General features: G+C 62.7%; 28 protein-coding genes. 8 read left to right on the forward strand and 20 right to left on the reverse strand.

Features of this window, described 5'->3' with window-relative positions; genetic code table 11:
• Positions 1–10: 10 nt before the first annotated feature.
• The 4 genes from ABIB91_RS09355 (at position 11) to ABIB91_RS09370 (ending at position 1,928) form a co-directional block, all read left to right on the forward strand.
• Positions 11–595 carry an urease accessory protein UreF gene (locus tag ABIB91_RS09355; protein WP_354160245.1) on the forward strand — a complete coding sequence of 195 codons (585 nt, stop codon included), beginning with the start codon at positions 11–13 and terminating at the stop codon, positions 593–595.
• Positions 592–1,281, forward strand: a complete 690-nt coding sequence (ureG, locus tag ABIB91_RS09360) for an urease accessory protein UreG (protein ID WP_354160246.1) — start codon at positions 592–594, stop codon at positions 1,279–1,281. Before ABIB91_RS09355 ends, ureG begins: the two co-directional genes overlap by 4 nt.
• On the forward strand, positions 1,278–1,589 hold the full coding sequence (locus tag ABIB91_RS09365) for a chorismate mutase (RefSeq protein WP_354160247.1): 312 nt from the start codon (positions 1,278–1,280) through the stop codon (positions 1,587–1,589). The genes ureG and ABIB91_RS09365 overlap by 4 nt, the downstream gene beginning before the upstream one ends.
• A gap of 123 nt (positions 1,590–1,712) precedes the next feature.
• Positions 1,713–1,928, forward strand: a complete 216-nt coding sequence (locus tag ABIB91_RS09370) for a hypothetical protein (RefSeq protein ID WP_354160249.1) — start codon at positions 1,713–1,715, stop codon at positions 1,926–1,928.
• Here the strand turns inward: ABIB91_RS09370 and ABIB91_RS09375 are convergent.
• Positions 1,922–3,085 carry a site-specific integrase gene (locus ABIB91_RS09375; RefSeq protein WP_354160251.1) on the reverse strand — a complete coding sequence of 388 codons (1,164 nt, stop codon included), beginning with the start codon at positions 3,083–3,085 and terminating at the stop codon, positions 1,922–1,924. The genes ABIB91_RS09370 and ABIB91_RS09375 overlap by 7 nt on opposite strands.
• Positions 3,025–3,795 (reverse strand): hypothetical protein, encoded by a 771-nt coding sequence (locus tag ABIB91_RS09380; protein ID WP_354160253.1) that lies wholly within the window; start codon positions 3,793–3,795, stop codon positions 3,025–3,027. The genes ABIB91_RS09375 and ABIB91_RS09380 overlap by 61 nt, the downstream gene beginning before the upstream one ends.
• A gap of 371 nt (positions 3,796–4,166) precedes the next feature.
• Between ABIB91_RS09380 and ABIB91_RS09385 the strand changes: the two genes are divergently transcribed.
• Positions 4,167–4,631, forward strand: a complete 465-nt coding sequence (locus tag ABIB91_RS09385) for a metallophosphoesterase family protein (protein WP_354160255.1) — start codon at positions 4,167–4,169, stop codon at positions 4,629–4,631.
• A 20-nt stretch (positions 4,632–4,651) separates the two neighbouring features.
• On the opposite strand, the gene ABIB91_RS09390 is transcribed toward ABIB91_RS09385, so the two are convergent.
• Positions 4,652–4,840, reverse strand: coding sequence for a hypothetical protein (locus ABIB91_RS09390; RefSeq protein WP_007596149.1), 189 nt, complete (start codon positions 4,838–4,840; stop codon positions 4,652–4,654).
• On the reverse strand, positions 4,818–5,171 hold the full coding sequence (locus ABIB91_RS09395; RefSeq protein WP_354160257.1) for a hypothetical protein: 354 nt from the start codon (positions 5,169–5,171) through the stop codon (positions 4,818–4,820). Before ABIB91_RS09395 ends, ABIB91_RS09390 begins: the two co-directional genes overlap by 23 nt.
• A 143-nt stretch (positions 5,172–5,314) precedes the next feature.
• Here ABIB91_RS09395 and ABIB91_RS09400 point away from each other — a divergent pair, with 143 nt between their 5' ends.
• Positions 5,315–5,575, forward strand: a complete 261-nt coding sequence (locus ABIB91_RS09400) for a hypothetical protein (protein WP_219681643.1) — start codon at positions 5,315–5,317, stop codon at positions 5,573–5,575.
• Positions 5,576–5,598: 23 nt separating this feature from the next.
• On the opposite strand, the gene ABIB91_RS09405 is transcribed toward ABIB91_RS09400, so the two are convergent.
• The 15 genes from ABIB91_RS09405 to ABIB91_RS09475 all read right to left on the reverse strand — a co-directional run bounded on the left by ABIB91_RS09405 (position 5,599) and on the right by ABIB91_RS09475 (position 21,298).
• Positions 5,599–6,666 carry a UDP-glucuronic acid decarboxylase family protein gene (locus tag ABIB91_RS09405; protein WP_354160259.1) on the reverse strand — a complete coding sequence of 356 codons (1,068 nt, stop codon included), beginning with the start codon at positions 6,664–6,666 and terminating at the stop codon, positions 5,599–5,601.
• Between the two features lie 11 nt (positions 6,667–6,677).
• Positions 6,678–7,802, reverse strand: coding sequence for a CgeB family protein (locus tag ABIB91_RS09410; RefSeq protein ID WP_354160261.1), 1,125 nt, complete (start codon positions 7,800–7,802; stop codon positions 6,678–6,680).
• Complete coding sequence (locus ABIB91_RS09415; RefSeq protein ID WP_354160263.1) at positions 7,799–8,887, reverse strand: CgeB family protein; 1,089 nt, start codon at positions 8,885–8,887, stop codon at positions 7,799–7,801. Before ABIB91_RS09415 ends, ABIB91_RS09410 begins: the two co-directional genes overlap by 4 nt.
• Positions 8,884–10,014 (reverse strand): CgeB family protein, encoded by a 1,131-nt coding sequence (locus ABIB91_RS09420; protein WP_354160265.1) that lies wholly within the window; start codon positions 10,012–10,014, stop codon positions 8,884–8,886. The genes ABIB91_RS09415 and ABIB91_RS09420 overlap by 4 nt, the downstream gene beginning before the upstream one ends.
• The gene (locus tag ABIB91_RS09425; RefSeq protein ID WP_354160267.1) at positions 10,011–11,114 is read right to left on the reverse strand and encodes a glycosyltransferase family 4 protein; all 1,104 of its coding nucleotides are present in this window, start codon (positions 11,112–11,114) and stop codon (positions 10,011–10,013) included. Before ABIB91_RS09425 ends, ABIB91_RS09420 begins: the two co-directional genes overlap by 4 nt.
• The gene (locus ABIB91_RS09430) at positions 11,111–12,397 is read right to left on the reverse strand and encodes a TIGR04295 family B12-binding domain-containing radical SAM protein (RefSeq protein WP_354160269.1); all 1,287 of its coding nucleotides are present in this window, start codon (positions 12,395–12,397) and stop codon (positions 11,111–11,113) included. The genes ABIB91_RS09425 and ABIB91_RS09430 overlap by 4 nt, the downstream gene beginning before the upstream one ends.
• Positions 12,394–13,458: a GDP-mannose 4,6-dehydratase gene (locus tag ABIB91_RS09435; RefSeq protein WP_354160271.1), complete on the reverse strand. Its 1,065-nt coding sequence runs from the start codon at positions 13,456–13,458 to the stop codon at positions 12,394–12,396. The genes ABIB91_RS09430 and ABIB91_RS09435 overlap by 4 nt, the downstream gene beginning before the upstream one ends.
• Entirely contained in the window at positions 13,458–14,570 is a 1,113-nt protein-coding gene (locus tag ABIB91_RS09440) for an NAD-dependent epimerase/dehydratase family protein (protein ID WP_354160273.1), read from the reverse strand. The genes ABIB91_RS09435 and ABIB91_RS09440 overlap by 1 nt, the downstream gene beginning before the upstream one ends.
• 209 nt (positions 14,571–14,779) lie before the next feature.
• A complete protein-coding gene (locus ABIB91_RS09445; protein ID WP_354160275.1) occupies positions 14,780–15,985 on the reverse strand; it encodes a phosphopentomutase in 1,206 nt (401 codons plus the stop codon).
• Positions 15,973–16,926 carry a glycoside hydrolase 5 family protein gene (locus ABIB91_RS09450; RefSeq protein WP_354160276.1) on the reverse strand — a complete coding sequence of 318 codons (954 nt, stop codon included), beginning with the start codon at positions 16,924–16,926 and terminating at the stop codon, positions 15,973–15,975. Before ABIB91_RS09450 ends, ABIB91_RS09445 begins: the two co-directional genes overlap by 13 nt.
• Complete coding sequence (locus tag ABIB91_RS09455) at positions 16,923–17,690, reverse strand: TIGR04290 family methyltransferase (protein WP_007596136.1); 768 nt, start codon at positions 17,688–17,690, stop codon at positions 16,923–16,925. The genes ABIB91_RS09450 and ABIB91_RS09455 overlap by 4 nt, the downstream gene beginning before the upstream one ends.
• Entirely contained in the window at positions 17,687–18,496 is an 810-nt protein-coding gene (locus ABIB91_RS09460) for a nucleotidyltransferase family protein (RefSeq protein ID WP_354160278.1), read from the reverse strand. The genes ABIB91_RS09455 and ABIB91_RS09460 overlap by 4 nt, the downstream gene beginning before the upstream one ends.
• 2 nt (positions 18,497–18,498) lie before the next feature.
• Entirely contained in the window at positions 18,499–19,602 is a 1,104-nt protein-coding gene (locus ABIB91_RS09465; protein WP_354160280.1) for a CgeB family protein, read from the reverse strand.
• Positions 19,599–20,198: a histidine phosphatase family protein gene (locus ABIB91_RS09470; RefSeq protein WP_354160282.1), complete on the reverse strand. Its 600-nt coding sequence runs from the start codon at positions 20,196–20,198 to the stop codon at positions 19,599–19,601. The genes ABIB91_RS09465 and ABIB91_RS09470 overlap by 4 nt, the downstream gene beginning before the upstream one ends.
• Positions 20,198–21,298, reverse strand: a complete 1,101-nt coding sequence (locus tag ABIB91_RS09475) for an inositol-3-phosphate synthase (RefSeq protein WP_219681630.1) — start codon at positions 21,296–21,298, stop codon at positions 20,198–20,200. The genes ABIB91_RS09470 and ABIB91_RS09475 overlap by 1 nt, the downstream gene beginning before the upstream one ends.
• Before the next feature lie 375 nt (positions 21,299–21,673).
• Between ABIB91_RS09475 and ABIB91_RS09480 the strand changes: the two genes are divergently transcribed.
• Together ABIB91_RS09480 and ABIB91_RS09485 are read left to right on the forward strand one after the other, a co-directional pair.
• Complete coding sequence (locus ABIB91_RS09480; RefSeq protein WP_007596131.1) at positions 21,674–21,961, forward strand: hypothetical protein; 288 nt, start codon at positions 21,674–21,676, stop codon at positions 21,959–21,961.
• A 38-nt stretch (positions 21,962–21,999) separates the two neighbouring features.
• A complete protein-coding gene (locus ABIB91_RS09485; protein ID WP_354160284.1) occupies positions 22,000–22,998 on the forward strand; it encodes a glycosyltransferase family 9 protein in 999 nt (332 codons plus the stop codon).
• Here the strand turns inward: ABIB91_RS09485 and ABIB91_RS09490 are convergent.
• Positions 22,973–23,755 (reverse strand): Crp/Fnr family transcriptional regulator, encoded by a 783-nt coding sequence (locus ABIB91_RS09490; RefSeq protein ID WP_354160286.1) that lies wholly within the window; start codon positions 23,753–23,755, stop codon positions 22,973–22,975. The genes ABIB91_RS09485 and ABIB91_RS09490 overlap by 26 nt on opposite strands.
• Positions 23,756–23,866: the final 111 nt, after the last annotated feature.

Genomic DNA, 23,866 nt, shown 5'->3' on the forward strand with positions numbered 1-23,866 from the left:
GGAGTGGGCCGTGGAGGCCGGCTATGTCTCCGATCGGCGCAGCCTGATCGATTGGCTCGAGGCCGACCTCTGTTATGGCTCCGGCCGAAACGAAGCAATCTTCTTTAACGAAGCCTACCGATGCGTGGCCGAAGGCACCGAGGACAAACTCCCGGATCTGGCCGAACTCGCAGCCGCTTCCCGCGGCACATCCGAATTCGTGCTCGAATCCGCACAACAATCGTCTGCCTGCCTTACGACCCTTCGCAGTGTCTGGCCGGATCGAATTCTGGACATGTTCTCCGACCCGAGATGTCCGCCGGTGTTGGCTGTCCTGCTCGGAGCGCGAGCGGCGCGCGAACGGATTGCCGTCGAAATCGCGCTACCGGCGTTCCTGCACAGCTACGTCGCCAATCTGGTGAGCGCGGGCGTGCGATTGGTGCCTCTCGGTCAGACCGATGGTCAGCTTGCCATCGCGGCGCTCGAGCAGGCGATCCTGTCGCGCAGTGAAATCGCAAGCCGTGAGACGGTCAACGATCTCGGTTCGGCGGGCCTGATGGTTGAGCTCGCGTCCATCGCGCACGAGCTCCAGTATACGAGGTTGTTTCGGTCATGAGAACGATTGAACGCGAGAGCAGGTCTCTCCGCACACTTGGCATTCCGGCAACCAACGGGCCACTGCGCGTCGGAATCGGCGGTCCGGTCGGTTCTGGAAAGACGGCGCTGGTCGAGGCGCTGTGCAAGCACCTACGTGATTTCTACGAGATCTACGTCATCACGAACGACATCTACACTAAGGAGGATCAGCTCATTCTGACTCGCGCGCAAGCGTTGGGGGCAGAGCGCATCATGGGAGTGGAAACGGGTGGCTGTCCGCATACGGCCATACGGGAGGACGCATCGATGAACCTGGCGGCGATCCATGACATGAACCTGAAGTTTCCGGACGCGGAGCTCTGCTTCGTCGAGTCGGGCGGTGACAATCTCGCCGCCACCTTCAGCCCGGAGCTTGCGGACCTGACCGTCTACGTGATCGACGTCGCCGCAGGAGAGAAGATCCCGCGCAAGGGAGGGCCGGGGATCATGCGATCCGATCTGCTGGTGATCAACAAGATCGATCTGGCTCCCCTGGTGGGCGCGAATCTGGAAATCATGGAAGCAGACGCACGACGGATGCGAGGCGCGCGACCGTTCGTTTTCTCCAATCTGAAGAGTGGCCAAGGTGTCGATGAGATCGCGGGCTTCATTCTGCAGAAGGGCGGGTTATCCGCCGCGACGCTGTCTGGAGGTGCCCATCGATGACGGATGATGACCAGGAGTTTGCCGGCGATCTGGCCAAGCTGCGCCGCAGCATCGACAATCTGGATGCGGCGATGGTGCACCTGCTCGCAGAACGCTTTCGCTGTACTGATGCGATCGGAGAGCTCAAGGCCAGACATGGACTGGTGTCTCGGGATCCCAGACGTGAAGCGGCGCAATTGAAGCGGCTTCGCACCCTAGCCGCCCAGAGCGGGCTCGATCCGGATTTTGTCCAGAAGCTGCATGCGCTGGTCGTGCGAGAAGTCATCACCAATCATGAGGCGATGAAGTTTGAGTTGGGCGCCGGCTAGGGCGGCGTATATCAGCGCGTGCCTATTCCGGCGAAACGAGGTCCAGCCGAGAGCGGCCACCCGACGTGCTCGAAGGTAGGGGAGAGGGGCCGCCGTTGATTGCGCTCGGGAAGTTCTCCGTGTTTGCGCAAGAAAGCGTCGTGGTCCTCTGCAGCCGACGAGAAGCCCGATAGCGCCGAGGGCGAGCGGGACGTCGACATGACGGGAAACACCGTCGGCAGCGCGACGACCGGCGCGACTGCCCTGGTCGATCACATTCTTCCGGGGCTTCTGCCGCGCCGTCAGGCTGCGATTCGAATCGTTTTAGGTTCGCCATTCAGGCCGGCGAAAACTCAATAAGTCTTTAGGACCGTGAGCCCACCGGCGTCGGCGCGATTCTTCGCCGCGAGCAGGATCTCCCTCATCCGCTTGATCACTGGCGGTTCGAGCGCCTCGATCTTCGCCGCGATTTGCGGATCGAGAATGCCTTTGCGGCCATAACGACCGCGAACGTCGCTGGCGTGCCCGAGAATGCGGTCGCGCGTCCGCTGAGCGATGCCGCCGCCGTCGAGCCAATCGGCCATGAGGTGCCGCGTGCTGTAAAGCGTCAAGTCGGCGCGGCTCAACTTCAAAAGCTTCTTTGCGTATTGCCACGACTTGCTCAGCGGCTGAGACCAGCGCTGCGTGCCATCTTTCCTGATGTAGACGTCCCACTCGGGAAACAGGCGTTCCTCGCCCTTGTCCATCAACTCCTGCATCCGCTCGAGCAAGCCTAATTCGATCAGCAAAGGATGAACGGGAATGACCCGACCGGCCGCGTTGGTTTTGAGGTTACGCAAGTCCTGCAGGGCAACGCGTCCGCTCCGCGCATCGAATGGTCTCAGATCGAAATAGAAGAACTGATTGTCGGTCCTGATGTCGGCGCACTTGATCTGGCCAACCTCGCCCGGTCGCATGCCGGTCAAGATGCAGATCAGAAAACCCCAATAGATATGGGACTGCACCAGGTATCCGCCCGGCTGCCAGACGTGCATGCGGTTCTTGCAGCCGGTGAACAGCGGCTGCGTCAAAAGCTTGAGCAGTTCGTCATCATCGAACGCGTCGCGCGGCAGCGGTGCCAGGTTCTCCGGGTCGATGCACTCAAACGTGTAGCGCGCTCCGCTGTAGCGCTTCTCCTGGATGGTCCAATCGATGAACTTGTACAGACCGCCCCAGTACCTGCTTTTGATCGTGGTTGTGGTGACGCGGGTGAGCTCGGACCAGCCGCGTTCTTCCGCGTACTTGAAGCGCTGGAAGAGTGTTTTTGCAGCCTCGCGCGGGATGTTGCTGCGGTTCGGAATGTCGGGCAGCGCCTCGTCGAGCAGCTTCCACTTGTCGTCGGTGAGCTCGTTCATCCGGGGATCGCCAAGGAAATCGATCGCGAACTGCACGACGGCCTCGGCCTCGCCGCGGCCCTTCATCGTGTGCTGGCGCTTTCGGCTGGCCGGCCGCAGAAATTCCCGTAGCAACGAGGACATGCGATCGGAATTGCTCGCGGTCGGATCGTCGGAGTTGGTCGGCTGAGTCGGGGCAGTAACCGCGAGCGGTGCGATGGACGGCGCAACGGGGCGACATTGGCCGGTACCAGCTGGGCCACGCGCTGAGCCACTGCGTCCTGAACGAGCCGATCGATCATGGCAACTGGATCGAAGCCGTCCCGACGTGCTGGCAAAGCCGCCTTCGGCTCCGACGCCCAGCCTTCCTTGGTTGCTTCGGTGGCCTCGCGGCGGCCGGCTTCGTAGGAACGGCGGACATTGAGCCGGGCAATGCTGGTTTCAGCGGCCTTGTTCTGGTTGACGAAGTCGACCCAAAGGGTCGGCATCTGCGGAAAGTGCATCGCGTAGGCGTAGCCGCGTTCCTGCGCCCGCGTGAGAAAGCGTCGGACCTCATGCTCGAAGGCGCAGCGCTCGGCCAAAAGCCGCTCGTCAGCCGGCGAGCCGCGGCCGACATAGGCCTGCAGCCGTACGTCGAGCACGGTTCCCATGGCTTCCAGGTCGGGAGCCTCGATCAGCTCCTGTACCCAATCGAGATTATCCACCAGCCGGCGCCTCGCCTCATTGAAGTTCCCGGTCCTGAGGCTGACACGAAGAAGGGGGAGCCCAAAGAGCCGAGCGGCCTGTTTCCCCAACCGAATCTGGAGGAAATAGCGACCGTCGCCGCGCCGGGCGAGGTAGGAGGGACGAGACACGTTGGCAGCCTTTCCGGAGGCAGCTGGCGTGAGACATCCGGATGGGATGTAACACCGTCAAATCCGCTACTCCAATCCGGCCAACGTGCTGGAAAATCTCAAGATTTTGCTTCAACTTGGACCTGGTAGCGTTTCCCTCTCCCGCTACCAAATTCCGCGATTTTGCATCCCTAATTACTATCTCCTGCGATTTTGTACTCCTGACCCGTAGCGGTCGGAGCCCCGCTTGCGGGACTGCGTTGTCCGAGAAAAAGCCTCGCGGAGCGTCCCGAACTCAGGAATCGTCATTTTTCCATCCCGGTCACGAACCAGGAGGGTGAGGAGATCGGGAAAGTGCCAATGGATGTCCTGCACTGAAGTCCCGGCCTGACATGTTGACGAGAATCGGAGTGATCTCGGATACGCACGGCCTTCTCCGGCCGGAGGCCGAGCGCTGTCTTGCGGGAGTGTCGCATATCCTCCACGCCGGTGATATCGGCGCGCCGGAGGTTCTGGAGCGGCTTTGCCGAATAGCACCCGTCACCGCCATCAGGGGAAACGTCGACGTCGGCAGCTGGGCGAGGCGCTATCCCGAAACCGAAACGGTGCACCTCGGCGCTCGTTGCTTCTATCTTCTGCACGATCTCAAGACGCTGGCCATCGACCCTGCGGCAACCGGTGTGAACGTGGTGATATCAGGACATTCGCATCGGGTGCAGGTCAACACGATCAACGGAGTGCTTTTCCTGAATCCCGGAAGCGCCGGTCCGAGGCGCTTCAAGCTGCCGATCACGCTGGCAACGCTCGATCCGGATGAGGGCGACCTGCGGCCCACCATCCATGAGCTCGACGCGTGAACGAGGTACGTGCGTCGCAGCTAGTGGGTATTCGATTTTTGCCACCGCTCCAGATCAATCGGGGGACGCTTTGGGTCGATCTGCTCCTTCTCGGGATTCCCCTGCCAAGGCTGGTCCGTCTGCCGGTGGGTTGGCAAATCGGTCTGCTGTCGCGGATCGTCGACCGGGGTTTCTCTCGGATCGTTTTCAGGTTCTTTTGCTTTCGGCATAAGCTGTCCTCTCTACAATCCGTCGATGCGGCGGCACGCGATCAGCGTACTGGCGCGGCACGGAAGTACCGATCATCATCTCGAAATTCGGGCGATCCATCGCGGGGTCATGCGCTGATGAGAGGATGGAGCGGAGCTGTTCGCGCTGCTGATCGTTGAGGCAGCCGGCTCCTGTGGAGGGGCGGCCCAGATAGTCCGTTGCCCCGGACATCTGCGGGACGGCGAACCAGACGATGAAACCCACAAACAGGACCGCGGCCACTCCCGATCCCGCCATCATCAGCTTCCGGGTGCCGTCCTTCTCCGTTTCACGCGATAGATCCTTGACCATGAACAAAAAGCCGTCGGTAGGAACTGCGGGGTCAACACGGGCAGGAATCGTTCGTTCCTACGGGCATGTATCGGCCGCCGAGGCTGGCTGCGCTGTCATATGGGCTCGCAGGACCGAAACCCTCTCATCCGCGTTTTGCTGTCATGACGCACATCATCTTCAACGACTACCGCAATCCTGCTGCCGAACAGGCCTATGAGATCGCATGGGACTTTCTCGCCCGTAGTGGAGCGATCCACGATGAATTCGATGCGTGCGTATTTCTAGCCCAACGCATCACCATGATGGTCCAGGAAGGCCAGGAAAATCGGATCCGGATGGCGAACCGCGCGATCTCCGAATACCAGTACCATCTCGAGAACCTCTGCAAGTCGGTCCGCGGCGCGGCTGCTTCACGGGCTTGAGGGCTCGCGAGGAGTTCCGCTGATCACTGCCGATCGGCGATCGTCAGCTTGCCGCGTGCCCCGGTACGTCCGCCCCGGCGCGGTGCAATGGCCGGAACGAGTGCCGGCGCTTCCCCGGCCATGCGCATGGCGAAATAGGCGATCGTCGCCTTGAGACCGTCTTTGAGCGCCACGCGCGGGCGCCATCCCAGCGCTCGAACGGCTGTGTCGATCACCGGTTTGCGGCGCTTTGGATCGTCCTTGGGCAACTCCTCGAACCGGAGCGGGGAAATTGATTCCGTGTACGCCAGCACGTCGCGCGCAATGGCCTCGATGGTGACCTCGTGGGGATTGCCCAGATTGCACGGACCGGTAATCGAAGACGAACTCTCCATGAGCAGCTGGAGGCCGTGCACGAGATCGTCGACGAAGCAGAAGCTCCTGGTCTGCGTACCACCTCCATAGATCGTGATCGGCTCTCCGCGAAGTGCCTGCACGATGAAGTTGGAGACCACGCGTCCGTCATTCTCCAGCATCCGGGGTCCGTAGGTGTTGAAGATGCGCGCGACCTTGATTTCGACCCCGTACATGCGATGGTAATCGAACATCAGCGTTTCCGCGGCCCGCTTGCCCTCGTCGTAGCAGGCCCGGGGCCCGATCGGATTGACGTTGCCGAGATAGGTTTCTGGCTGGGGATGGACCTCCGGATCGCCGTAGATCTCGCTAGTCGATGCCTGCAGCACCCGCGCGCCTTTCCGCTGCGCGAGCTCCAGCATGTTGATGGTGCCGAGCACGCACGTCTTCATCGTGCCGACCGGATCTTTCTGATAGTGACGGGGCGACGCCGGGCAGGCGAGGCTGTAGATCCGGTCGATGTCGCCCTCGATCTCGACGGGATCGCGCACGTCATGTTCGATGAAGCGAAAATTCGGATGATTGAGCAGCGGCCGGATGTTGTCGATCCTTCCCGTAAACAGGTTGTCGAGGCAGATCACGGTGTGGCCGCGCTGCAGAAGCGAGTCGCAGAGGTGGGATCCGATGAAGCCGGCGCCGCCGGCCACCAGAACGGTGGGGGAGCGGCGGGACGCGTTGATGCGGGTCTGAAGTGTCATGGTGCTGCCTTTCAGATTTGGGCGACCTGCATGGGACGCGAGGCGGGAAGTTGCGGGGCTTTCCGGCGGCGACGGACCGATGCCTCGGCATAGTAGGTCTCCACTTGCCGGGCGCGATGGTCGGAGGTGTGGTCGGCCAGAACGCGGCGCCGTGCGTTTTCCGCGATCGTGCGCCTTTGCTCCTCGGGCATGTCGCGCAGGATCTCCACGACGTCGCGGGGGCTCGATGCGAGCAGGATTTCCCGGAAAGGCTCGAAGACGGTTTCGATTCCAGGCCACCGGTCCGAGATGACGGGCGTGCCGCACGCGGCCGCTTCGAACAGCCGAACGCTGGGCGAGAAGCCGAGCGCGCGCATGTCGGCGCGGGTGGCGTTTAGCGTAAAGCGTTGCTCTGCGTAAAATCCCGGATGATGTCTGGGCGTGAGGTGCTCGATCCGGGCGACATTGGCGGGCCAGACCACCTCATCGGGATACTGCGCCCCGGCGACGACGAATTGCTCGCGTGACAGAGTGCGAGCAGGGGCGAGCAACAACTGCTCCAGAACCGGTTGCCGGTCCTCGCTATAGGTTCCGAGATAGCCTAATGCCCACTTCTTCTCCACGCGTTGTGGCGCGTAGATGTCGGTGTCGGCACTGCAATACAGCACCCGAGCCAGCGGACTGCCATAGTTCTCCTCGATCATGCCGGGCACCGGGCCGCCGGCAAAGGACAAATAAAGATCGAAGCGCGGGATCATCGCCGCGGAAAGATAGTCCAAGCCCTGCTCGAGCTTGGCAAGCGTGACTGGCGTGTCGATGTCGTAGAAGGCGGTAATCCCCCTGGCGTGGGTCGTGATCCATTCGGAGATCGCGATGCCGTCGGGCACGTAGGAGCCGATGACCACCAGATCGGCATCGCGGATTATCTTGCCGAAACGCTGCGGGATGTCCTTCAAGGATTGATAAAGCTCGACGGTCCAAGCGGAAGGCTTGGCAAGATCACGATGCTCGCGATACCAGGGGACGTCGCGTTCCAGAAACGTGACGTGGTGACCTCGTCGTGCCAGGGCTTCGATCAGGGCGCGGTAGGTCGTGGCATGACCGTTGCCCCAGGACGAAGTAACCGAAAGACCGACGACGACGATGGTGAGCTTCATTCTGCTGCCTCGATTCGCGAACTGCTTGCGGCAAAGAGATCGTTGAACTGGCGCGCGCGCTGCCGGTAGGTGTGATGGCTCAGAATGCGCGCACGAGCGCGCGCTGCGATCGCCTGAGCCCGGTCGAGGCGCAGTGCGGCAAGATGCTCTGCGACCTCGGCCCCGCTCGCGGCCACCAGCACCTCGCGATCTGGTTCGAGAAAATGATCGATGCCGTCCCACTGGTCGGTGATCAGGCAGGCTCCGGCACCGATGGCTTCGAACACGCGCGTTGGCGGCGAGAAGCCGTAGCGGGCCATGCTATCGCGATTGACGTTCAGCGTAGCCAGAGCGGAGCCGAAAAACGCGTTGTGGTCGCCGGTCCCGACATGCCCGACCTTGTGCAGATTGGCTGGCGTGTCTTTCGAGTCCCACCCCGATCCACCGAGCACGAATGTCTTGTCCGGCAATCGGCAGGCGACATCGATAAAGAACCGCTCGACGCGCTGCTCGCGATCAGGGAGGCGGTTTGCCAGCAAGCTCAGATCGCAGGTGAAGTGCGCATTGGGCGGCGCCGGAAAGTGCGTGGCGGGGTCGAGCGCATTGTAGATCGGCACGCAGTCTCGCGCGCCGATGCCGCGATAAGCGGATACGACAGCATCGCCGCCGCCATAGGTCAAAACCATGTCGTAGGACCGGATCGCATGGCGCAGATGATGGTCTGGATTGTCCGCCACCGATTCCAGCGTCGCGGGGGCATCGACGTCCCAGTAGATGCGCATCGCATTCGACGGAATTTCGGCGACCGCGTTCTCCAGCTCCCGATCGAAGACGCCGACGCCGCTGGCCTTGACCAGCATGTCGGCCGAGCGGGCCGCTTCCTCAAGCGAGCTTCGCCAGCCGTCGGGCGTCGCGGCGTAGACCACCACCTTCGCCCAGTCCGGATCGTCGATGTCGCGATGGGCCTGGCGCTCGAAGGCATCGGGCTCGAAGAATGTGACGTCGTGGCCGAGGGCCGCAATCTCCTTCAGCATGCCGCGGTAATAGGTGGCAGCACCGTTCCAGTAGGATGAGACGAGGCTGGACCCGAAGAAGCAGATCTTCATGCGGAGGCTCCGATGTATCGCAGGGGCTTTTTGGAGTGGCCTGTGGCCCGGAGGTCCTGCACGATGCCGACAAGCTGCTCCGCCCGGTGACGGCAGGTGTGACGTTCCTTGATTGTCCGGAGTCCGGTCTCCACGGTGGAGGACCATAACTCCGGGTCATCGAGCAGCGCACGAAGCGCCCGCTTCATTTCGGTGCCGTCGGAGGCGCTGAGATAGGCACCTTCCGGGAACAGGCCTTCCGCATCCGACCAGGGGGCCGAGACCAGTGGAATGCCGCAGGCCATCGCCTCGAAGACGCGAATGGTTGGAATGCCCGGAAGCAAGCGGACATAGGGGCCGCGGGGAACGTGGACAGTCGCGCGTGCGCCGGCGAAAGCGATGGGAGCCCAGTGTGCGGGCAGCCAGCCGCCATACCGAATGCCTGCCGCCTGAATGGTGTCGAGCGCCCCGTCCGAATAGCGGACGCCATAGACCCCCGCGCGCAGCTTCAGCTCGGCCACGGGTTCGACCAGAAATTCGTTGAGCTCGGTGCTGCGTTCGCCGTCGCCCCAATTTCCGATCCAGACGACATCGTCGGTGCGCTCGACATGCGGCAGCGGATGGTACAGGGCGATGTCGGCCGCCTCGTGCCAGGTGAACGCCCGGTCGGCCCAGCCGAGCTTCAGATAGATTTGACGAAGGACCTCGCCGAAGGCGAGCACACCGTCGAAGCCGTCGAGGTCGAACTGCGCAAGTTCGTCCGGTGCGCTAACGGCGCGATGATGGGTGTCGTGGAACAGCAGCGTGAACGGAGCGCCGTGAGCCCGTCTCGATCCGATGTCTGCGATTAGATCAGGCGAATTCCATTCGTGGACGACGACGAGATCGGCGCCGTGCAAGGCTTCATCGAGATTAAGGGAGGCATCGTAGCGGCGGATGCCGATGCCGGGAAATAGCGTTGGAATATCCTCCATCGTTTGACTGCCACCCTCGCGGATCGCATTCAATCGGCTCCAGCCGTCGATCGGCTCGAACACGACGACTTCATGACCGAGCGCGTGAAGTTCGCGGGCATAGCCGCGCAGGAAATGGGCATTGCCGTTGTTCCAGCAGGAGGTGAACGCGTGGTAGAACAGAACGCATTTCATGCGCGTACCTCCATGGGGGCGGGCGCGTGATGGTCAGCAAGCAGCTCCTCGTAGAGGCTGAAATAGGCGCTCGTGGTTCGGGTCAGCGAGTAGGTCAGGGAATGCTCAAAGGCGGCACGTTGCAGCCGCACTCGCTCGCGATCGTCGGTGCACAGATCCGCGAGTGCTCGATGCAGCGCCTTGCTGTCGGTGGGGTCGACGAACAGCGCGGCCCCGCTCCACAATTCCCTGAAAGTGGGAATGTTGGACAGGACGAGAGCGCATCCCGCCGCCGCGGCTTCCAGAACGGAGAGGCCGAACGGCTCATAGAGCGCGGGGCTGGCAAAGATAGCGGCGTGCTGCAAGTGCGCGCGCATGGCTTCGTGAGGCAAATGCCCGAGCCAGGTGACGGAAGCCGAAGGGCACTCGTTCGCCGGCCCGGCCACCTGAACGGGCCAGTCCAGCCCAGGCGCGGCAGTCGCCAGGACCTCGATGTTCTTGGCGCGGTCCCAGAGCCGGCCCGCCGCAAAGATCATGTCTTGCTTCTGTCCCGCGAGACCTTGAGGGCCAATTCCATTCCAGATCACGATGCCGCGCGAGCGAGGCCGATAAATTTCCGCAATGTCGTCGTGGAAGGACTGGCTGGGACAAACCCAGGCCTGTGCCGTGTCGAGTGCGGCCGTCACCCGCTCGGTGTAGCCGCGCCATTTCGGTTCGCCGAGCCAGCTCGTATCGCGGCAGGCGAGCCCCCAGGAGTTGACGCAGGAATGTGCGACGACGACCACCGGAGCGCGCCAAGCGAAGGTCGCCTCGCGAAAACTATTGAGGTGAACGACGTCGGGCCTGATTCCGGTTTCGAGCTTCGCAAGGACGCGCCTGGCCTGGGGCAGATCTCGTCCTTCCGGGTCCTGCCATTCGAGTGCAAGGTCCGTTTCGATCAGGCGGACCCGCGAGCCACGCAGCATCTCAAGCTGGCCGGCTCGCGCGCGCGGACCCATCGTCACAAGGGTGACGTCGGCGCCCTTCGCAGCAAGGGACGAAGCAAGAGAGGACGAGTAGGTCCAGACGCCCCCGACGGTATCGGTCGTCATCAGGATCCTGAGCTGCGAGCTGCGGCTCATGATGTCACCTGCAGTTCGAGAGTCTCGAGCGGGACCGGGCGATCGTTCTGCACGTCGCTGAACTGGTCGAACATCGCAAGATAGTGCCGGTGTGCGCGCTCCCAGGCGAAATCGTCGGGCTCGCCCCACAGCTTTCGATAATCCGGCGAGCCCGGATAGGGATACAGCGGGACCGGATCGTTGGCCCAGATGCCGGCATCCTGCATGGTGCGGCGCCAGCGCTGCACGACGGGATCATCGTCCTCGGGGACTTCGATCAAATTGGCCTGCACGAAAGGAACGTGACGGCGCGCTTCGACCAGCCGTTCGGCAAGCTGGTCGGTCGTCATCTTGCAGTTCTTGGCGAGCGCGGCGCGTCCTTCGACGGTCAGGCTCTCGATGCCGGCTTCAATCGAGACGCAGCCGGCGCGGCCGAGCAGAGCCAGCATATCCGGCCTCCAGAGGTCGATGCGGGTCTGCACTCCGAACTTCAGCCCGCGTGTGGTCAGCCCTTCCAGCAGTTCCGCGTTCGGAAGGAAAATCTCGTCGATGAAATAGACGTATTCGATGCCCTGATGACGCAGGCCGTCGATCTCTTCGAGAACGATGGAGGCAGGCCGCTTGCGGTAAGCGTTGCGGAAATTCTCCTTGGCGCAGAAGGTGCAGTTGTACGGACATCCCCTGGACGACTCGACCTCGGCTCCCGGCGCCTGCGGCTCGGCTTCGAAACGATGATGGTGATGATGGTGCCGCCGGATCATCTCCTCCGGCCAGTCGAGCGGCGGCTGATCCTTGAACGCGACGGCCTGCGGGCCGCCATTGACACGGAGCGATGCGCCATCGGCGAAGCACAGGCCCGGAAAGTCCCGCTCGCCATTGGCGAGACGCAGCAAGGACGCCTCGCACTCGCCCATCACGACGATGTCGGTGCCGAGCTTTCGAAGCGCGGTCCTTGGCACAGTCGAGCCATGCGGGCCCACCGCGATGAGGATCGGAGCCAAATCGCGCACCGCCATCGCGAGCTCCTGCGGAACGCGGAGCTCGGGAGGGGCACAGCGCCAGAACAGATAGGTCGGTGCCGTCGTGATGACGATCTGGTCGGGGCCGAACGCGCGCAGCTCGGCTTCGATATCGGCGAGGGAAAGATCGAACATGTGGGCGTCGAGCAGCAGCGTCTTGTGCCCGGCCGCCTTCAGGTAATGCTCGGAGATCCCGAGTTCGAGCGGAAGGTGAGGGGATCGGCAGCCGAAATAGATGCTGCCGCCAAAATCCCAGTTTGGATTGATGAGGGCAACACGCGTCATGCCAGCGCCTCGCGGTTGCCTTGTGACGATCCGAACCGGCCGTCCAGCCAGGTGTGAAGGGATCGGAGGCCGTCTGCGAACGAAACCTGAGGCGCCCAGCCGAGCGCGCTGGAGAGCGCGCGCGTGTCGGTGACGTACCAGGGCTGATCCCCCGGCCTCCAATCAGCAAAGCGATAGGCCACCTTGCGGCCGGTCAGATCGGTGATGCGGTCGATCAATTCCAGCAGACTGATTGCGTTGGCCGGACCGCCGCCGAGATTGAAGACGCGTCCACGGGCGAGCGCGATGCCATCGAGCACGGCGAGCCAGGCCGAGGCCGCGTCGGAGACGTGAAGCGCATCGCGGACCTGATGGCCGTCGCCATAGATCGTCAGCTCCTGGCTGCGGATGGCGCTCAGCAGGAAATGCGCGATCCAGCCCTGATCCTCGGTGCCGAATTGACGGGGCCCATAGATGCAGCTCATCCGCATCACGACGGTCTGGAGGCCATAGACCCGCGCATAGTCGTGGACGTATTGATCCGCCGTTCCCTTGGAGCATCCATAGGGACTGTAGAAGTCGAGCGGCGCATTTTCCGAGATGCCGGCGGCGAGCAGGTCGCTTGTCGGCGTGTAGCGCCGGCCGGTGAGCGCGATGTCGCCATCGTCGATCAGGCGTCCGTAGACCTTGTTGGTCGAGGCGAACACGATCGGCGCTGCGTTGTTGTGGAGGCGCACGGCTTCGAGCACGTTCAAAGTTCCTCGCGCGTTGATCTCGAAATCGGCGGCCGGATCGCTCACGCTGTCGGTGACGGCGACCTGGGCGGCCAAGTGCAGCACGGCGCGGGCTTCGCGTACGGCGTCGATCACCGGGATCGGCTCGCGAATATCGGCCACGGTGATTGTGACCCGGTCGCCATGCCGGGACTTCAGCCACTGCGCATTCTCCCGCACGCCGGCGCGGGCGAGATTATCCAGGATCAGCACCGGCTCGCCGCGCTCCGCGAGGCGGTCGGCGAGGTTGCAGCCGATAAACCCGCATCCGCCGGTGATCAGGACGGGTCTGTTGTCTCGTTCACTCATCACGCGACCAATCCTCGTTGCTGCAGCTCCCTGGTGGCTCGCTCCGCCTGATCGTCAGCGATCTGGTCGGCGAGATATTCCGCCAGCTCTTCGAGCCCGTTCTTGAATGCGACGCGAGGCTCGAAGCCGAGCACGTCGCGGGATTTTCCCATGTCGGCGAAGCAGTGCCGGATATCCCCGGCGCGATATTTCCGCGTCAGCTCCGGCGCAATGTCGCGGCGCCCCATGACTTCGGCCAGATCCTCCGCGACCGACAGGATGGTGCGACTCTGGCCCGAGCCGACGTTGAAGACGTCCTGCGCGTGCTCCGCCTCCAGCGCCAACCGGCAGGCGCGGGCAACGTCATGGACATGGACGAAATCGCGGCGCTGCCGGCCGTCCTCGAAGACGAGGGGAGGGCGGCCGTTGAGCAGCCGGGCGGCAAAGATGGCCAGCACGCCGGTATACGGATTGGACAGGGCCTGACGCGGCCCGAACGCATTGAAGAAGCGTAGCGCCACGGTCGGGATGCCATAAGCCTTGCCCGTGATCAGGCACATGCGCTCCTGCGCATATTTGTTGAGCGCATAGATCGAGCTCAGCGAAGGCTGCTTTGTCTCCGGCGTAGGGACAGGATCGAGCGGGTTACCGGCTGCATCGCGCAGCTCCCAATCGCCGCGGCGAAGCTGCTCGACCGCCCGCTCCTCGCAGGCGACCACGCTCTGATCGGCGCTCCGGTAAAGGCCCTCGCCGTAGATGCTCATGGACGAGGCCACCACGAGCCGCGCGACCGGGCGCTTGGACAGTGTCTGCAACAGCACGGCGGTACCGAGCTCGTTGGTTCTGACGTAGGGTTCGATGTCGTACATGCTCTGGCCGACGCCGACTGCTGATGCGAGATGCAGGACCATGTCGGTGCCGCGCAACGCATGATCGACCGCGAGAGCGTCGGTGACGTCACCGACGACGAGCTCCGCGTCTTTGGCAAGATACGCGGGACGCTGGCGGTTGCCTCCGTGGACCTGCGGCGAGAGATTGTCGAGCAGGCGGACTTCATAGCCGGCCGCCAGCAGCGCGTCGGCCGCATGCGACCCGATGAATCCCGCACCTCCAGTGATCAATACTCGCGTCATTCACCGCTCCGTGCCGCCGTGAGATCGATCCTGCGGGATCAATCCGTGATGAGAATGAAAGCGCGCTGCTGTTCTGGTCGGGCGACCGGCGCGCCAGTCACATTTGGAATTAGAAGCGATGCAAGGAATGTTCGTTCCTGCGAAACCTACAAACGAATATTTCTCTAACCTGGATCAATAACCCAGGTGAATCTGTCCGGTGCAGCGGACTAGAAATGCACGCCGTGACCCGGCGCCTGCAGTTCGAGATGGCTCGCGACCGTCGCGCCGATGTCCGCAAATCCGTCGCGCTGGCCGATGGGAGAAGTTGATCGTGCGTTCCACGCCAAGACCGGCACTTGTTCCCGCGTATGATCGGTGCCGCTCCAGGTTGGGTCGCAACCATGATCGGCCGTGATGATCAGGAGATCATCGTCGCGCAGGCGGTTCAGCAGGTCCGGAACGCGTGCATCGAAGGTTTCGAGTGCCGCTGCATAGCCCCCGACATCTCGGCGATGGCCATACATCGTGTCGAAATCGATAAAATTTGCGAACAACATCCCGCCCTCTGCAAGAGAAGCCAGCCCATCGAGCGTGGCATCGAACAGCGCTTGGTTGCCGTCGCTGCGCAGGTTCCTCCCGGTGCCGCGATGGGCGAAGATGTCGTCGATCTTGCCGATCGTGACGATGTCACGGCCTGCGCTTTCGGCTAGATCGAGGATCGTCCGCTCCGGCGGCGGAACGGAAAAGTCCTTCCTGTGCGATGTTCGCTTGAAGTCGCCTGCCGACGTGCCGATGAAGGGACGTGCGATGACGCGCCCGATGTTGAGGGGATCGACCAGTCGGCGCGCAATGCGGCAGACCTCATAGAGGCGTTCGAGTCCGAACGTCTCCTCGTGCGCTGCGACCTGAAACACGCTGTCGGCCGACGTATAGCAGATCGGTTCGCCCGTTCTGATGTGACGCTCGCCGAATTCGGCGATGATCTCGGTGCCGGACGCGTGACAGTTCCCGAGGATCCCGGGCAATCGGGCCTGTTTGCACAGGCGCTCCATCAGGTCGCGCGGGAAGCACGGCTTGGTTCTTGGAAAATAGCCCCAGTCGAACGGCACCGGCACGCCGGCGATCTCCCAATGGCCGGATGGCGTGTCCTTGCCTTTGGAGATCTCGCTCGCGCAGCCAAATCGCGCATGCTCAGGACGGCCATCGAGCCCCGGCGGTACGCGCCCGGTGGCGAGACGGCAAGCCTGGCCAAGGCCGAGCGCGACCAGATTGGGAAGCCGAAGCGGCCCCTCCCGGCGTGGTCCGTCGGCATTGCCGGCCATGCACATGTCAGCAATGTGGCCGACGGTATCAGCACCCTCGTCGCCGTAATTGATGGCATCGGGCGCGGCGCCGATGCCGACGGAGTCCATCACCAGGATCAGGGCACGCATGTCGGCTCCGAGATGGCCGCGCGCGAAGACGCTGCGGACGGCCCGAGCCCGGTTTTCGCGCAATAGCGTTCGACCATCTGTGCGCAGAAATCCGCGAACTCGTTGACGTCGAGCGGCGGGCTGGTGTGATGAGGCTCGATACCCCGATGTTCCGGGGTGAAGCAGAAGGTCACCGTGACCTGAAACTCGGCCAGCGCGTCCATCTGCCGATCGAACCAGGCGAGCGCATTGGGACGGAAGCTGTCAGCCCAGGACAGGCCGGTCCTGAGATGCTGCACGCCGAGTCGGCGCATCCAGCGCACGGCGTCATCGAGGCGGTGGTCCTCGAAGTGAAACCACTGGCAGAGGCCCATCGCAGGTGCATATTGGCCGAACAAGTCCGCGGCAGCTTTCGGCGTGCCGTCCTCGCGCAGCAGTCCCATGTGGAAATGCCGGTAGTAGGAGGAGCCTTCAGCTTCCTTGTGCCGCGTGGTCGCCTCCCAGCTCGAAGGCAGATCGTACAGGCTGTACCAGTGAATCCGCGGCGCCCGGCCAGTCAATAGCTCAGCGGTCCGCGTCAGTCCCCAGGCCTGCACCTCCTCGGCACCGAAGGACGAGACTCCCACCTCCGTCACCCAGACCGGTAGCGAGGTGACCGCCTTGATCTCCTCGATCTTGGCGGGCCATTCCGCGATCTGCCACAGGTTCCAGTCCAGCGGAAAGCCGTGCACGGCCACGGCATCGACATGATCGAGCACGCCGCGCGCCTGCATGTTGCGCATGAAGGACGGATCGATCGGCGACATGCCGCCAAGCACACGCGGGAGTGTGGGATGCGCGCTGCGGATCGCCTTTCCGGCAGCCAGCGCCAGGCTGGCGAACATGGTCCAATCCGGATCGATCAGGATGTCCCAGTGCGATTTGTTGTTGGGCTCGTTCCAGATCTTGGCGGCTTCGATCATCGGCCGGTCTCCCGCGACGGATAAACCGGACCTTCCGCCTGCGGCCTTGTCACCCGCTTGCAGAGATAGACTTCCTCTTCCGGATGCGCCGCGATCGCAAAGCCGGCGCTGCGCAGCATGGCTTCGGCGCAGGCGCGGTTCGGCACCCACCAATTGGTGGGGTCGTCGGCATATTTGTTCTCGATGAAGTGCAGCTTTGGATAGCCCGGGGAATCGAACTGATCGGTGGTCCAGAAGTCGTAGTTCTTGTCGAGGGAATCCACGCGGCTGTCGCCGCGCTGCATCGACTGGAACAGCAGGAGATCGCCGGCCACGTGCTCGTGGATCAGGTCGAGTGCCAGCAGGGGGTGCCGCAGGTGGTAGAGGACGCCCATGAAGATCACGAGATCGAATTTTTCGCGCAGCTGTCCGACATCGTAGGCTGACATCTTGCGGAATTCGATCCTGAGCCCGTTCACCTCGGCCGCGAAGCGGGCTTGCGCAAGATATTCGTCGTCGGTGTCCAGGCCGAGGACGCGCTCGGCGCCGCGCCGCTTCATCTCCATGGCGTAGAAACCGGCATTGCAGCCGATATCGAGCACGGTCTTGCCTTCGAGGCGGTCCGGAATGATCCCGGAAAAGCGGCGCCATTTCACGTTGGGATAGTCGCCGAGAAAGTGTGAAGGCGCTGTCGGCACGCCGTTGAGGTCCAGATTGTGAAACCATGGCCCGAGCGCATCGACGCGCTGGCGGATTTCCTCGCGGGAGAGGGCGCCACTGCTCATGCGGTCACTCCATTGTTCATTACCTGGGCTGGGCGGGCTGCCTCGGGCGAACCGCCGGCCGGTAGTCGAGAGCGTCCGTTCCCGGGAGAGCTTTCCGCGAGCAACGCCATTGCCGTTCGGTAGCCGTCGATGGTGCCGACATCGACATAGGATTCGCCAGCCTTGACGCCGAGACCCTGGCCGCCGGCCGCGATGTAGGCATTGACGAGCGTCCCGAAATATTCATCCCGGCGCTCGCGCTTTGTCCACAACGACTGGAGTTCGCGAAATCCGTTGCCGGACATCTTGAAGGCGCCCCATATCCATTTCGACGCCGCATCCGACTGCTTGACCTGGATCTCCGTGACGCGATCGCCGTCGAGCACGACGGCATCGAAGAACTCGGGGTGCTCAACCGGAAACAGCAGAAACGACAGATCAGCGGCCGGCAACGCCTGCAGGGCCGCCCTTGGGAACCAGACCGTGTCCGGAAGTCCGACCAGGATGTCTTCGTCGTGGCCAACCACCGTGCCGGCCCTGAACACAGCATCGCACAGCCCCGACGCATCGGGCTGCACGACATAGGCGAGTTGGGCGCTGCCGTAATGATCGCCGAAATATTCGAGGATGTCCGATTTTCCGGGGGAGATCACGAAGCAGATCTTGTCGGCCCCCCCAAGGATCAGCCGCTCCAGCAGATATTCGGAGACCGCGCACGGACGGTCGATGCCGTCGTCCCGTTGGCTTCCGACCGGAAGCAACTCCTTGGAGAAGGCAAGCGGCTGGATGCGGCTGCCGCGGCCCGCGGCCGGAACGATGCCCCACATGATCAGGCCTCCTCGGGTTGCTGTCGGCGCGCGCCAAGGGATGCCGTCTGCTCGAACAGCCAAATCAGTTCGGCTGCGCGCTTGTCGGATGTGTGCTGATCCATGGTCCGTTCATATGCGCGCCCGGCGATGTGCTGAAGCTCGGCGTCGGTCATCGTCAACGCGGCGAGCGTGTCCTTCGCATCGCGTGCGATCAGGATCTCCTGCCCGGGTACAAAGAATTCATCGAGTCCCGGCCAGTCGTCGCTGAGCAGCGGGGTGTTGCAGGCAGCGGCTTCGAACAGGCGGCCGGAGGGGCACCAGCCCATCTCCGCCATGGCCCGGCGCGTGACGTTGAGTGTCAGCCGGGACGACGCAAAGAACGACGCGTGCTCAGACGGCGGCAAGTGCTGCACGAAGTAAATGTTTGGCGACCAGGGAAAATCTTCCGGGTATTGTGCACCCCCGATCAGGAAGCGCCGATCCTGCCTGCTACGTGCGGGTTCGACGAAGAGGGCCTCGAGCGCGCGCTGGCGATCCTGCGAATATGTGCCGAGATAAGACAGATCCGCACGGTAATGCGGCTGCGACGGCACCGGCCGATGAATGTCCGTATCGACATGGCCGTAGAGCGGACGGACATTGCCGGCGCCGAGCCTGTCGCGAAATTCGTTGCAGATGCGGGAACCGCCGGTGAAGCTCAGGACCAGGGCGAAATCCCGCAGGCCCCGCGGCCCGATGTAGGGAACGGTCTCGCCAGCCATCAGCTTCGCCAGCGTGACCGGCGTGTCGAGGTCGTAGAACACGGGCACCGCACGACCCTCGGACAGGACGAGCTCCGTCGCGGCGATCGCGTCGGGACAATAGGAGGTCACGATCGCGACATCGGCATCACGAATGTCGCTGCGCGCCAAAGGAAGCACATCGTCCCAGTTCGAAAACAGTCGCAATTGCCCACCGGGCAGTTCGTGCAAATCCCGCGCGCCGGCGTAGTACGGCACGTCGCGCTCGAAAAAGACGACGCTGTGGTTGGCGCGCGCGAGATGCTTGCAAAGCCCTCGCCACAAGGTGGCGTGACCGTTGCCCCAGGACGAGGAAATTGTCAGGCCGAAAATGACGATCTTCACGCTGGCACCCGCTGATTGATCCTGGTGATCTTGAGTCCGCGATTGTCCACGCTGAGGGTGCTGACGCTGCCGGGGTCGATCTCGATCGAGAGGAAGTCGTCGAGCTCTTTCCGGGAATAATGCAGCAGCGCTGCGCGGATCGGTTCGGCATGGCTGACGGCGACGACGACGGTGCCGCTACCATGATCATTGCGCACTTGTTCCAGATGGGCGACGACGCGCTTCTGGAGCGACCGCATGCTTTCGCCGCCTGGCGGGCGGTTCGTTCCGCGTTGTTCGTTCCAGCGCGACCATCGGGGGTCTCCGGCGAGCGCCTCGAATGACAGTCCGGTCCATTCGCCGTAGTCGAGCTCGTCGAGTGCCGGCACGATCTCGACTGGCAAGCCGAAGCGCGTCGCCAGGATGCAGGCCGACTGCATGCAGCGCCGCTGCGGGCTCGACTGGACCATGCTCGGCGGCGGCGTGAAGGTATCGGCGCATCGCGCGATTTCCTCGCAACCGAGATCATCGAGCTCTACGCCCTTCATCCGGCCACAGAGCGTGCGGCCGAGCAGGGCATGATGCCCATGGCGGATCAAATGAATGATCTTCGCCATCAGGCGTATGCCTTGTCGTCGATGAAAGCGCGCGTTCGCCGTCCGGCCTCCTCGTCCGTGAACTGCTGAGGCGGCGACTTCATGAAATAGCTCGAGGGGCCCGTCAGCGCGCCGGACTGCCCGCGGTCCATGGCGAGCTTGGCGCAGCGGACCGCGTCGATGACGACACCCGCCGAGTTCGGGGAGTCCCAGACCTCGAGCTTGACCTCCGCGCTCAAGGGAACGCCGCCGAACGTCGTGCCTTCCAGGCGGATAAAAGCCAGCTTGCGGTCGGTCAGCCACGGCACATGGTCGCTCGGGCCGACATGGATATTATCGGCATCCATGGGCACATCGAACTGGCTGGTCACGGCCTGGGTTTTGGAGATCTTCTTGGACGTCAGCCGCTCGCGCTCGAGCATGTTCTTGAAGTCGGTGTTGCCGCCGACGTTGAGCTGGTAGGTTCTGTCCAACCGCACGCCGCGTTCGCGGAAGAGATTGGCGAGCACACGGTGCAGAATGGTGGCGCCGACCTGGCTCTTGATGTCGTCGCCGACGATCGGCAGGCCTGCATCCTCGAATCGCCGCCGCCAGTCGGGATTCGAGGCAATGAAGACCGGGATGCAATTGACGTAGCCGCAGCCGGCCTCGATCGCGCGCGCGGCGTAAAATTCGCTCGCGCGCTGCGAACCGACCGGAAGATAGGACACAAGCACGTCCGTGCGCGACGTCGCGAGCACCTCGGAGACGTCGGCTTCCGCAACATCCGCAATCGGAACGTCGTCCTTGAGATATTGGCCGACGCCGTCCATGACAGGGCCACGTTGGACCATGACGCCGGTGGGCGCGACGTCGGAGAAGCGGTGCGTGTTATTCGGCGCCGCGAAGATTGCCTCGGCCACGTCGCGTCCGACCTTGCCGGCATGGACGTCGAAGGCCGACGCGACCTGAATGTCGCTGATGTGGTAGCCGCCGAGATCGGCGTTCATCAGCCCAGGCACCGGCTCATTCGATTTGGCGTCCCGGTAATAGGAGAGCCCCTGAACGAAGGAGCTCGCACAATTGCCGACACCGACGATGCCGACGCGCACGCGCCGCCTGTCCTGAAGACGAGAATGCATGGATCTAGGCCCTCCGGAAGACGTGCAGCGTTAAGGCATGCAGTGTTGAAGACGTACTGTGTTAAAGACTTGCAGTGTTGAAGACTTGCAGTGTTGACGTAAGTACGTCGGCGAACGTGAGGAACGTATGTTCGTTCCTGAACTCACGGCACTACGTCAGATTCCGGCCAAAAAAATTTCGCGCCCTTAACCTGGGATAGAATCCCGAGCAGTTTGGCGGGAACTAAAAGCTTCCATGATGAAGATGAAGAAGATGATGCTCTGAGAGAGCCCGACACCACGAAAGAACAAATCCTTCCGTCCGGCGTTCACGGCGAACAGTCTGACGCGACGACCTATTCGTCGCTCGCTCTTTGTCAGCAGTCGAGGTGTGACATGTCAACCAAATCACAAACCAGCGAAGCCCAGCAGACCACCAGCCATGACGTGATCCGGAAATGGGCGGAGGAACGCGGCGGAAAGCCCGCGACGGTCAAGGCTACCGAGGAGGACGGACACGCCGGTATCCTGCGCATCGATTTCGATCCGCCCGACGAAGGTCTCGACCGGATCAGCTGGGACGAATTCTTCGCGAAGTTCGACGAGACCGGCATCGCGTTCCTTCACCAGGACCGCACCAAGGACGGCAAGATGAGCCGTTTTCACAAATTCGTGCGGCGTTGATCGGATCACCGCGAGTGTCGGTTAGTTGGACGGAAGCGATGCGGGCAGGCGACTTCGAACGCGCCTGGGCGATCAGCGACCGCGATCTGGCGATGTTTGCGTATCCACCCAAGCACACCGGGCCTCGGCACCTGCAGCGTATCTGGCGCGGCGAGGAGCTGACGGGCAAGGATGTGCTGGTCCGCTGCTACCACGGGCTCGGCGACACCATCCAGTTCCTGCGCTTCATGCGGCCGCTTCGTGACGTCGCGCGCCGGGTCACGGTCTGGTGCCAGGGCGAGCTTCTGCCGCTGGTCGAGCGAACGGCTGGCGTCGATCGGGCCTTTGCGCTCCATGATGGTACGCCTGAGGTCGACTTCGAAGTCGATGTCGAAATCATGGAGGTGCCGCATGCCATAAGGGCGGGGCGGGAGCACGTCGAGATGCGGGCACCTTACGTATCGCTGCCGCCGGCGGTCGCGCCAGCACTTGCGCAAGTGCGAGGTCTTGAACTTCGAGGTCTCGAAATTCCAGGTCTTGAAGTTCCAGGTCTTGAAGTTCCAGGTCTTGGACTGCGAAGGCTTGCCGTCGGTCTGGTTTGGGAAGTCGGCAACTGGGACAAACGAAGGACCATCCCGCCGTCCCTGTTGGGGCAACTTGACATTCCCGGCGTGACGCTCTGCTCGCTGCAACGCGGGGCCCGAGCGCGCGAACTGGCCGAGATCGGCGCGAGGGACGTCAGCACGCCTGACATTACGGTTCTCGGTCATCTCCTCCAGCGGCTCGATCTGCTCATTTGCGTCGATACCATGGTGGCCCATCTCGCGGGAGCACTCGGCTGTGATGCGTGGGTCTTGTTGCATGCGGATTGCGACTGGCGCTGGCCGTCATCCGAGTCCCACTCCCTTTGGTATCCGAGCCTGCGGCTGTTTCATCAGAGGACGCCAGATAATTGGGATGATGTCATTGGAGAAGCGCGGCAGGTCCTGATTGCACGCTCCGCAATCCGTCAAGGTGTCGTCCGAAACGGGCTCAAGCGAGCGCAAGGTCCGCCGTAAGTGGCCTGAGACGCGAGGACGACGCATCGTCGCGGCTGGACTGAATGCCCAGGTAAGTCGGATCGAATCTTGCGAGCCGCACGAGTCCCGGCCAGTCCGTGATCGTTACCGTCTTACCCTGCCATTGCAGGAGGTTGCATCGTCGCAGTTCCTGAATTGTGCGGTTCGCATGCACTGGGGAAATGCTGCACGCTGCCGCAAGGTCCGATTGGGTAAAGGGTGACGGCAGCCTGAGATCTCTCGCCAGGCCGACGCTTTGCAGGCGGGTGGTGATCTCGCACAGCAGATGCGCCACTCGCGTCAATGCATCACGACTACCCAGGTTCACCGTCCAGTTGCGCTGAATGGCGTGGCTGGTGAGCAGCATCAGCAGCAATGCGCGAGACATCGCGGGCGAACGCGCGGACAAATCGTGAAAGAAGCGGTGTGGCACGAGAGCGACGATGGCCGGGCCGAGTGCGATCAGGTTGCCGTCAACGCGAGGACGATAAAGCGTGTGTAGATCGGCGATGTCACCGGGAACATGGATTGACGTGATCTGCCCGTCCGCACTCTCTGCATCCTGCCAGGACAGATATCCCTGAAGCAGCAGGCAGCACTGGGTGGTATCATCGCCATGCCGCAAAACGGCCTGACGCGAACTGAGATGCGCGATTGTGCTTGCCATGTCCGCGAGCAGGTGGAGATCGTCAGCCGTTACGGGAGTGAGGCTCGCCAACCGGTCGGCGAGCTTGGAGAACGCAAATCCTGCCTGCATTGGTCGCCTAATAACTCAGAACCCGTCCCCAATTTGATCGATGAGAACGACAGAACGCATTAAACTTTGATAGTTTCGCTCCATGCAGGTGATTGTTTGTCTGCCTCGCAC

It is taken from the genome of Bradyrhizobium sp. JR4.3, assembly GCF_040547695.1.
Taxonomy (GTDB): domain Bacteria; phylum Pseudomonadota; class Alphaproteobacteria; order Rhizobiales; family Xanthobacteraceae; genus Bradyrhizobium; species Bradyrhizobium canariense.

Excerpts from the sequence above, each read along its gene's own strand:
- ABIB91_RS09425 (WP_354160267.1), bottom strand. The coding sequence starts at position 11,114 with ATGAGCCGCAGCTCGCAGCTCAGGATCCTGATGACGACCGATACCGTC.
- ABIB91_RS09405 (WP_354160259.1), bottom strand. The coding sequence starts at position 6,666 with ATGACACTTCAGACCCGCATCAACGCGTCCCGCCGCTCCCCCACCGTT.
- ABIB91_RS09455 (WP_007596136.1), bottom strand. The coding sequence starts at position 17,690 with ATGAGCAGTGGCGCCCTCTCCCGCGAGGAAATCCGCCAGCGCGTCGAT.
- ABIB91_RS09420 (WP_354160265.1), bottom strand. The coding sequence starts at position 10,014 with ATGAAATGCGTTCTGTTCTACCACGCGTTCACCTCCTGCTGGAACAAC.
- ABIB91_RS09450 (WP_354160276.1), bottom strand. The coding sequence starts at position 16,926 with ATGATCGAAGCCGCCAAGATCTGGAACGAGCCCAACAACAAATCGCAC.
- ABIB91_RS09480 (WP_007596131.1), top strand. The coding sequence starts at position 21,674 with ATGTCAACCAAATCACAAACCAGCGAAGCCCAGCAGACCACCAGCCAT.
- ABIB91_RS09365 (WP_354160247.1), top strand. The coding sequence starts at position 1,278 with ATGACGGATGATGACCAGGAGTTTGCCGGCGATCTGGCCAAGCTGCGC.
- ABIB91_RS09440 (WP_354160273.1), bottom strand. The coding sequence starts at position 14,570 with ATGACGCGAGTATTGATCACTGGAGGTGCGGGATTCATCGGGTCGCAT.
- ABIB91_RS09415 (WP_354160263.1), bottom strand. The coding sequence starts at position 8,887 with ATGAAGATCTGCTTCTTCGGGTCCAGCCTCGTCTCATCCTACTGGAAC.
- ABIB91_RS09460 (WP_354160278.1), bottom strand. The coding sequence starts at position 18,496 with ATGTGGGGCATCGTTCCGGCCGCGGGCCGCGGCAGCCGCATCCAGCCG.
- ABIB91_RS09475 (WP_219681630.1), bottom strand. The coding sequence starts at position 21,298 with ATGCATTCTCGTCTTCAGGACAGGCGGCGCGTGCGCGTCGGCATCGTC.
- ABIB91_RS09385 (WP_354160255.1), top strand. The coding sequence starts at position 4,167 with ATGTTGACGAGAATCGGAGTGATCTCGGATACGCACGGCCTTCTCCGG.
- ABIB91_RS09470 (WP_354160282.1), bottom strand. The coding sequence starts at position 20,198 with ATGGCGAAGATCATTCATTTGATCCGCCATGGGCATCATGCCCTGCTC.
- ABIB91_RS09395 (WP_354160257.1), bottom strand. The coding sequence starts at position 5,171 with ATGGTCAAGGATCTATCGCGTGAAACGGAGAAGGACGGCACCCGGAAG.
- ureG (WP_354160246.1), top strand. The coding sequence starts at position 592 with ATGAGAACGATTGAACGCGAGAGCAGGTCTCTCCGCACACTTGGCATT.
- ABIB91_RS09485 (WP_354160284.1), top strand. The coding sequence starts at position 22,000 with ATGCGGGCAGGCGACTTCGAACGCGCCTGGGCGATCAGCGACCGCGAT.
- ABIB91_RS09490 (WP_354160286.1), bottom strand. The coding sequence starts at position 23,755 with ATGCAGGCAGGATTTGCGTTCTCCAAGCTCGCCGACCGGTTGGCGAGC.
- ABIB91_RS09375 (WP_354160251.1), bottom strand. The coding sequence starts at position 3,085 with ATGTCCTCGTTGCTACGGGAATTTCTGCGGCCGGCCAGCCGAAAGCGC.
- ABIB91_RS09410 (WP_354160261.1), bottom strand. The coding sequence starts at position 7,802 with ATGAAGCTCACCATCGTCGTCGTCGGTCTTTCGGTTACTTCGTCCTGG.
- ABIB91_RS09390 (WP_007596149.1), bottom strand. The coding sequence starts at position 4,840 with ATGCCGAAAGCAAAAGAACCTGAAAACGATCCGAGAGAAACCCCGGTC.
- ABIB91_RS09400 (WP_219681643.1), top strand. The coding sequence starts at position 5,315 with ATGACGCACATCATCTTCAACGACTACCGCAATCCTGCTGCCGAACAG.
- ABIB91_RS09430 (WP_354160269.1), bottom strand. The coding sequence starts at position 12,397 with ATGACGCGTGTTGCCCTCATCAATCCAAACTGGGATTTTGGCGGCAGC.
- ABIB91_RS09435 (WP_354160271.1), bottom strand. The coding sequence starts at position 13,458 with ATGAGTGAACGAGACAACAGACCCGTCCTGATCACCGGCGGATGCGGG.
- ABIB91_RS09445 (WP_354160275.1), bottom strand. The coding sequence starts at position 15,985 with ATGCGTGCCCTGATCCTGGTGATGGACTCCGTCGGCATCGGCGCCGCG.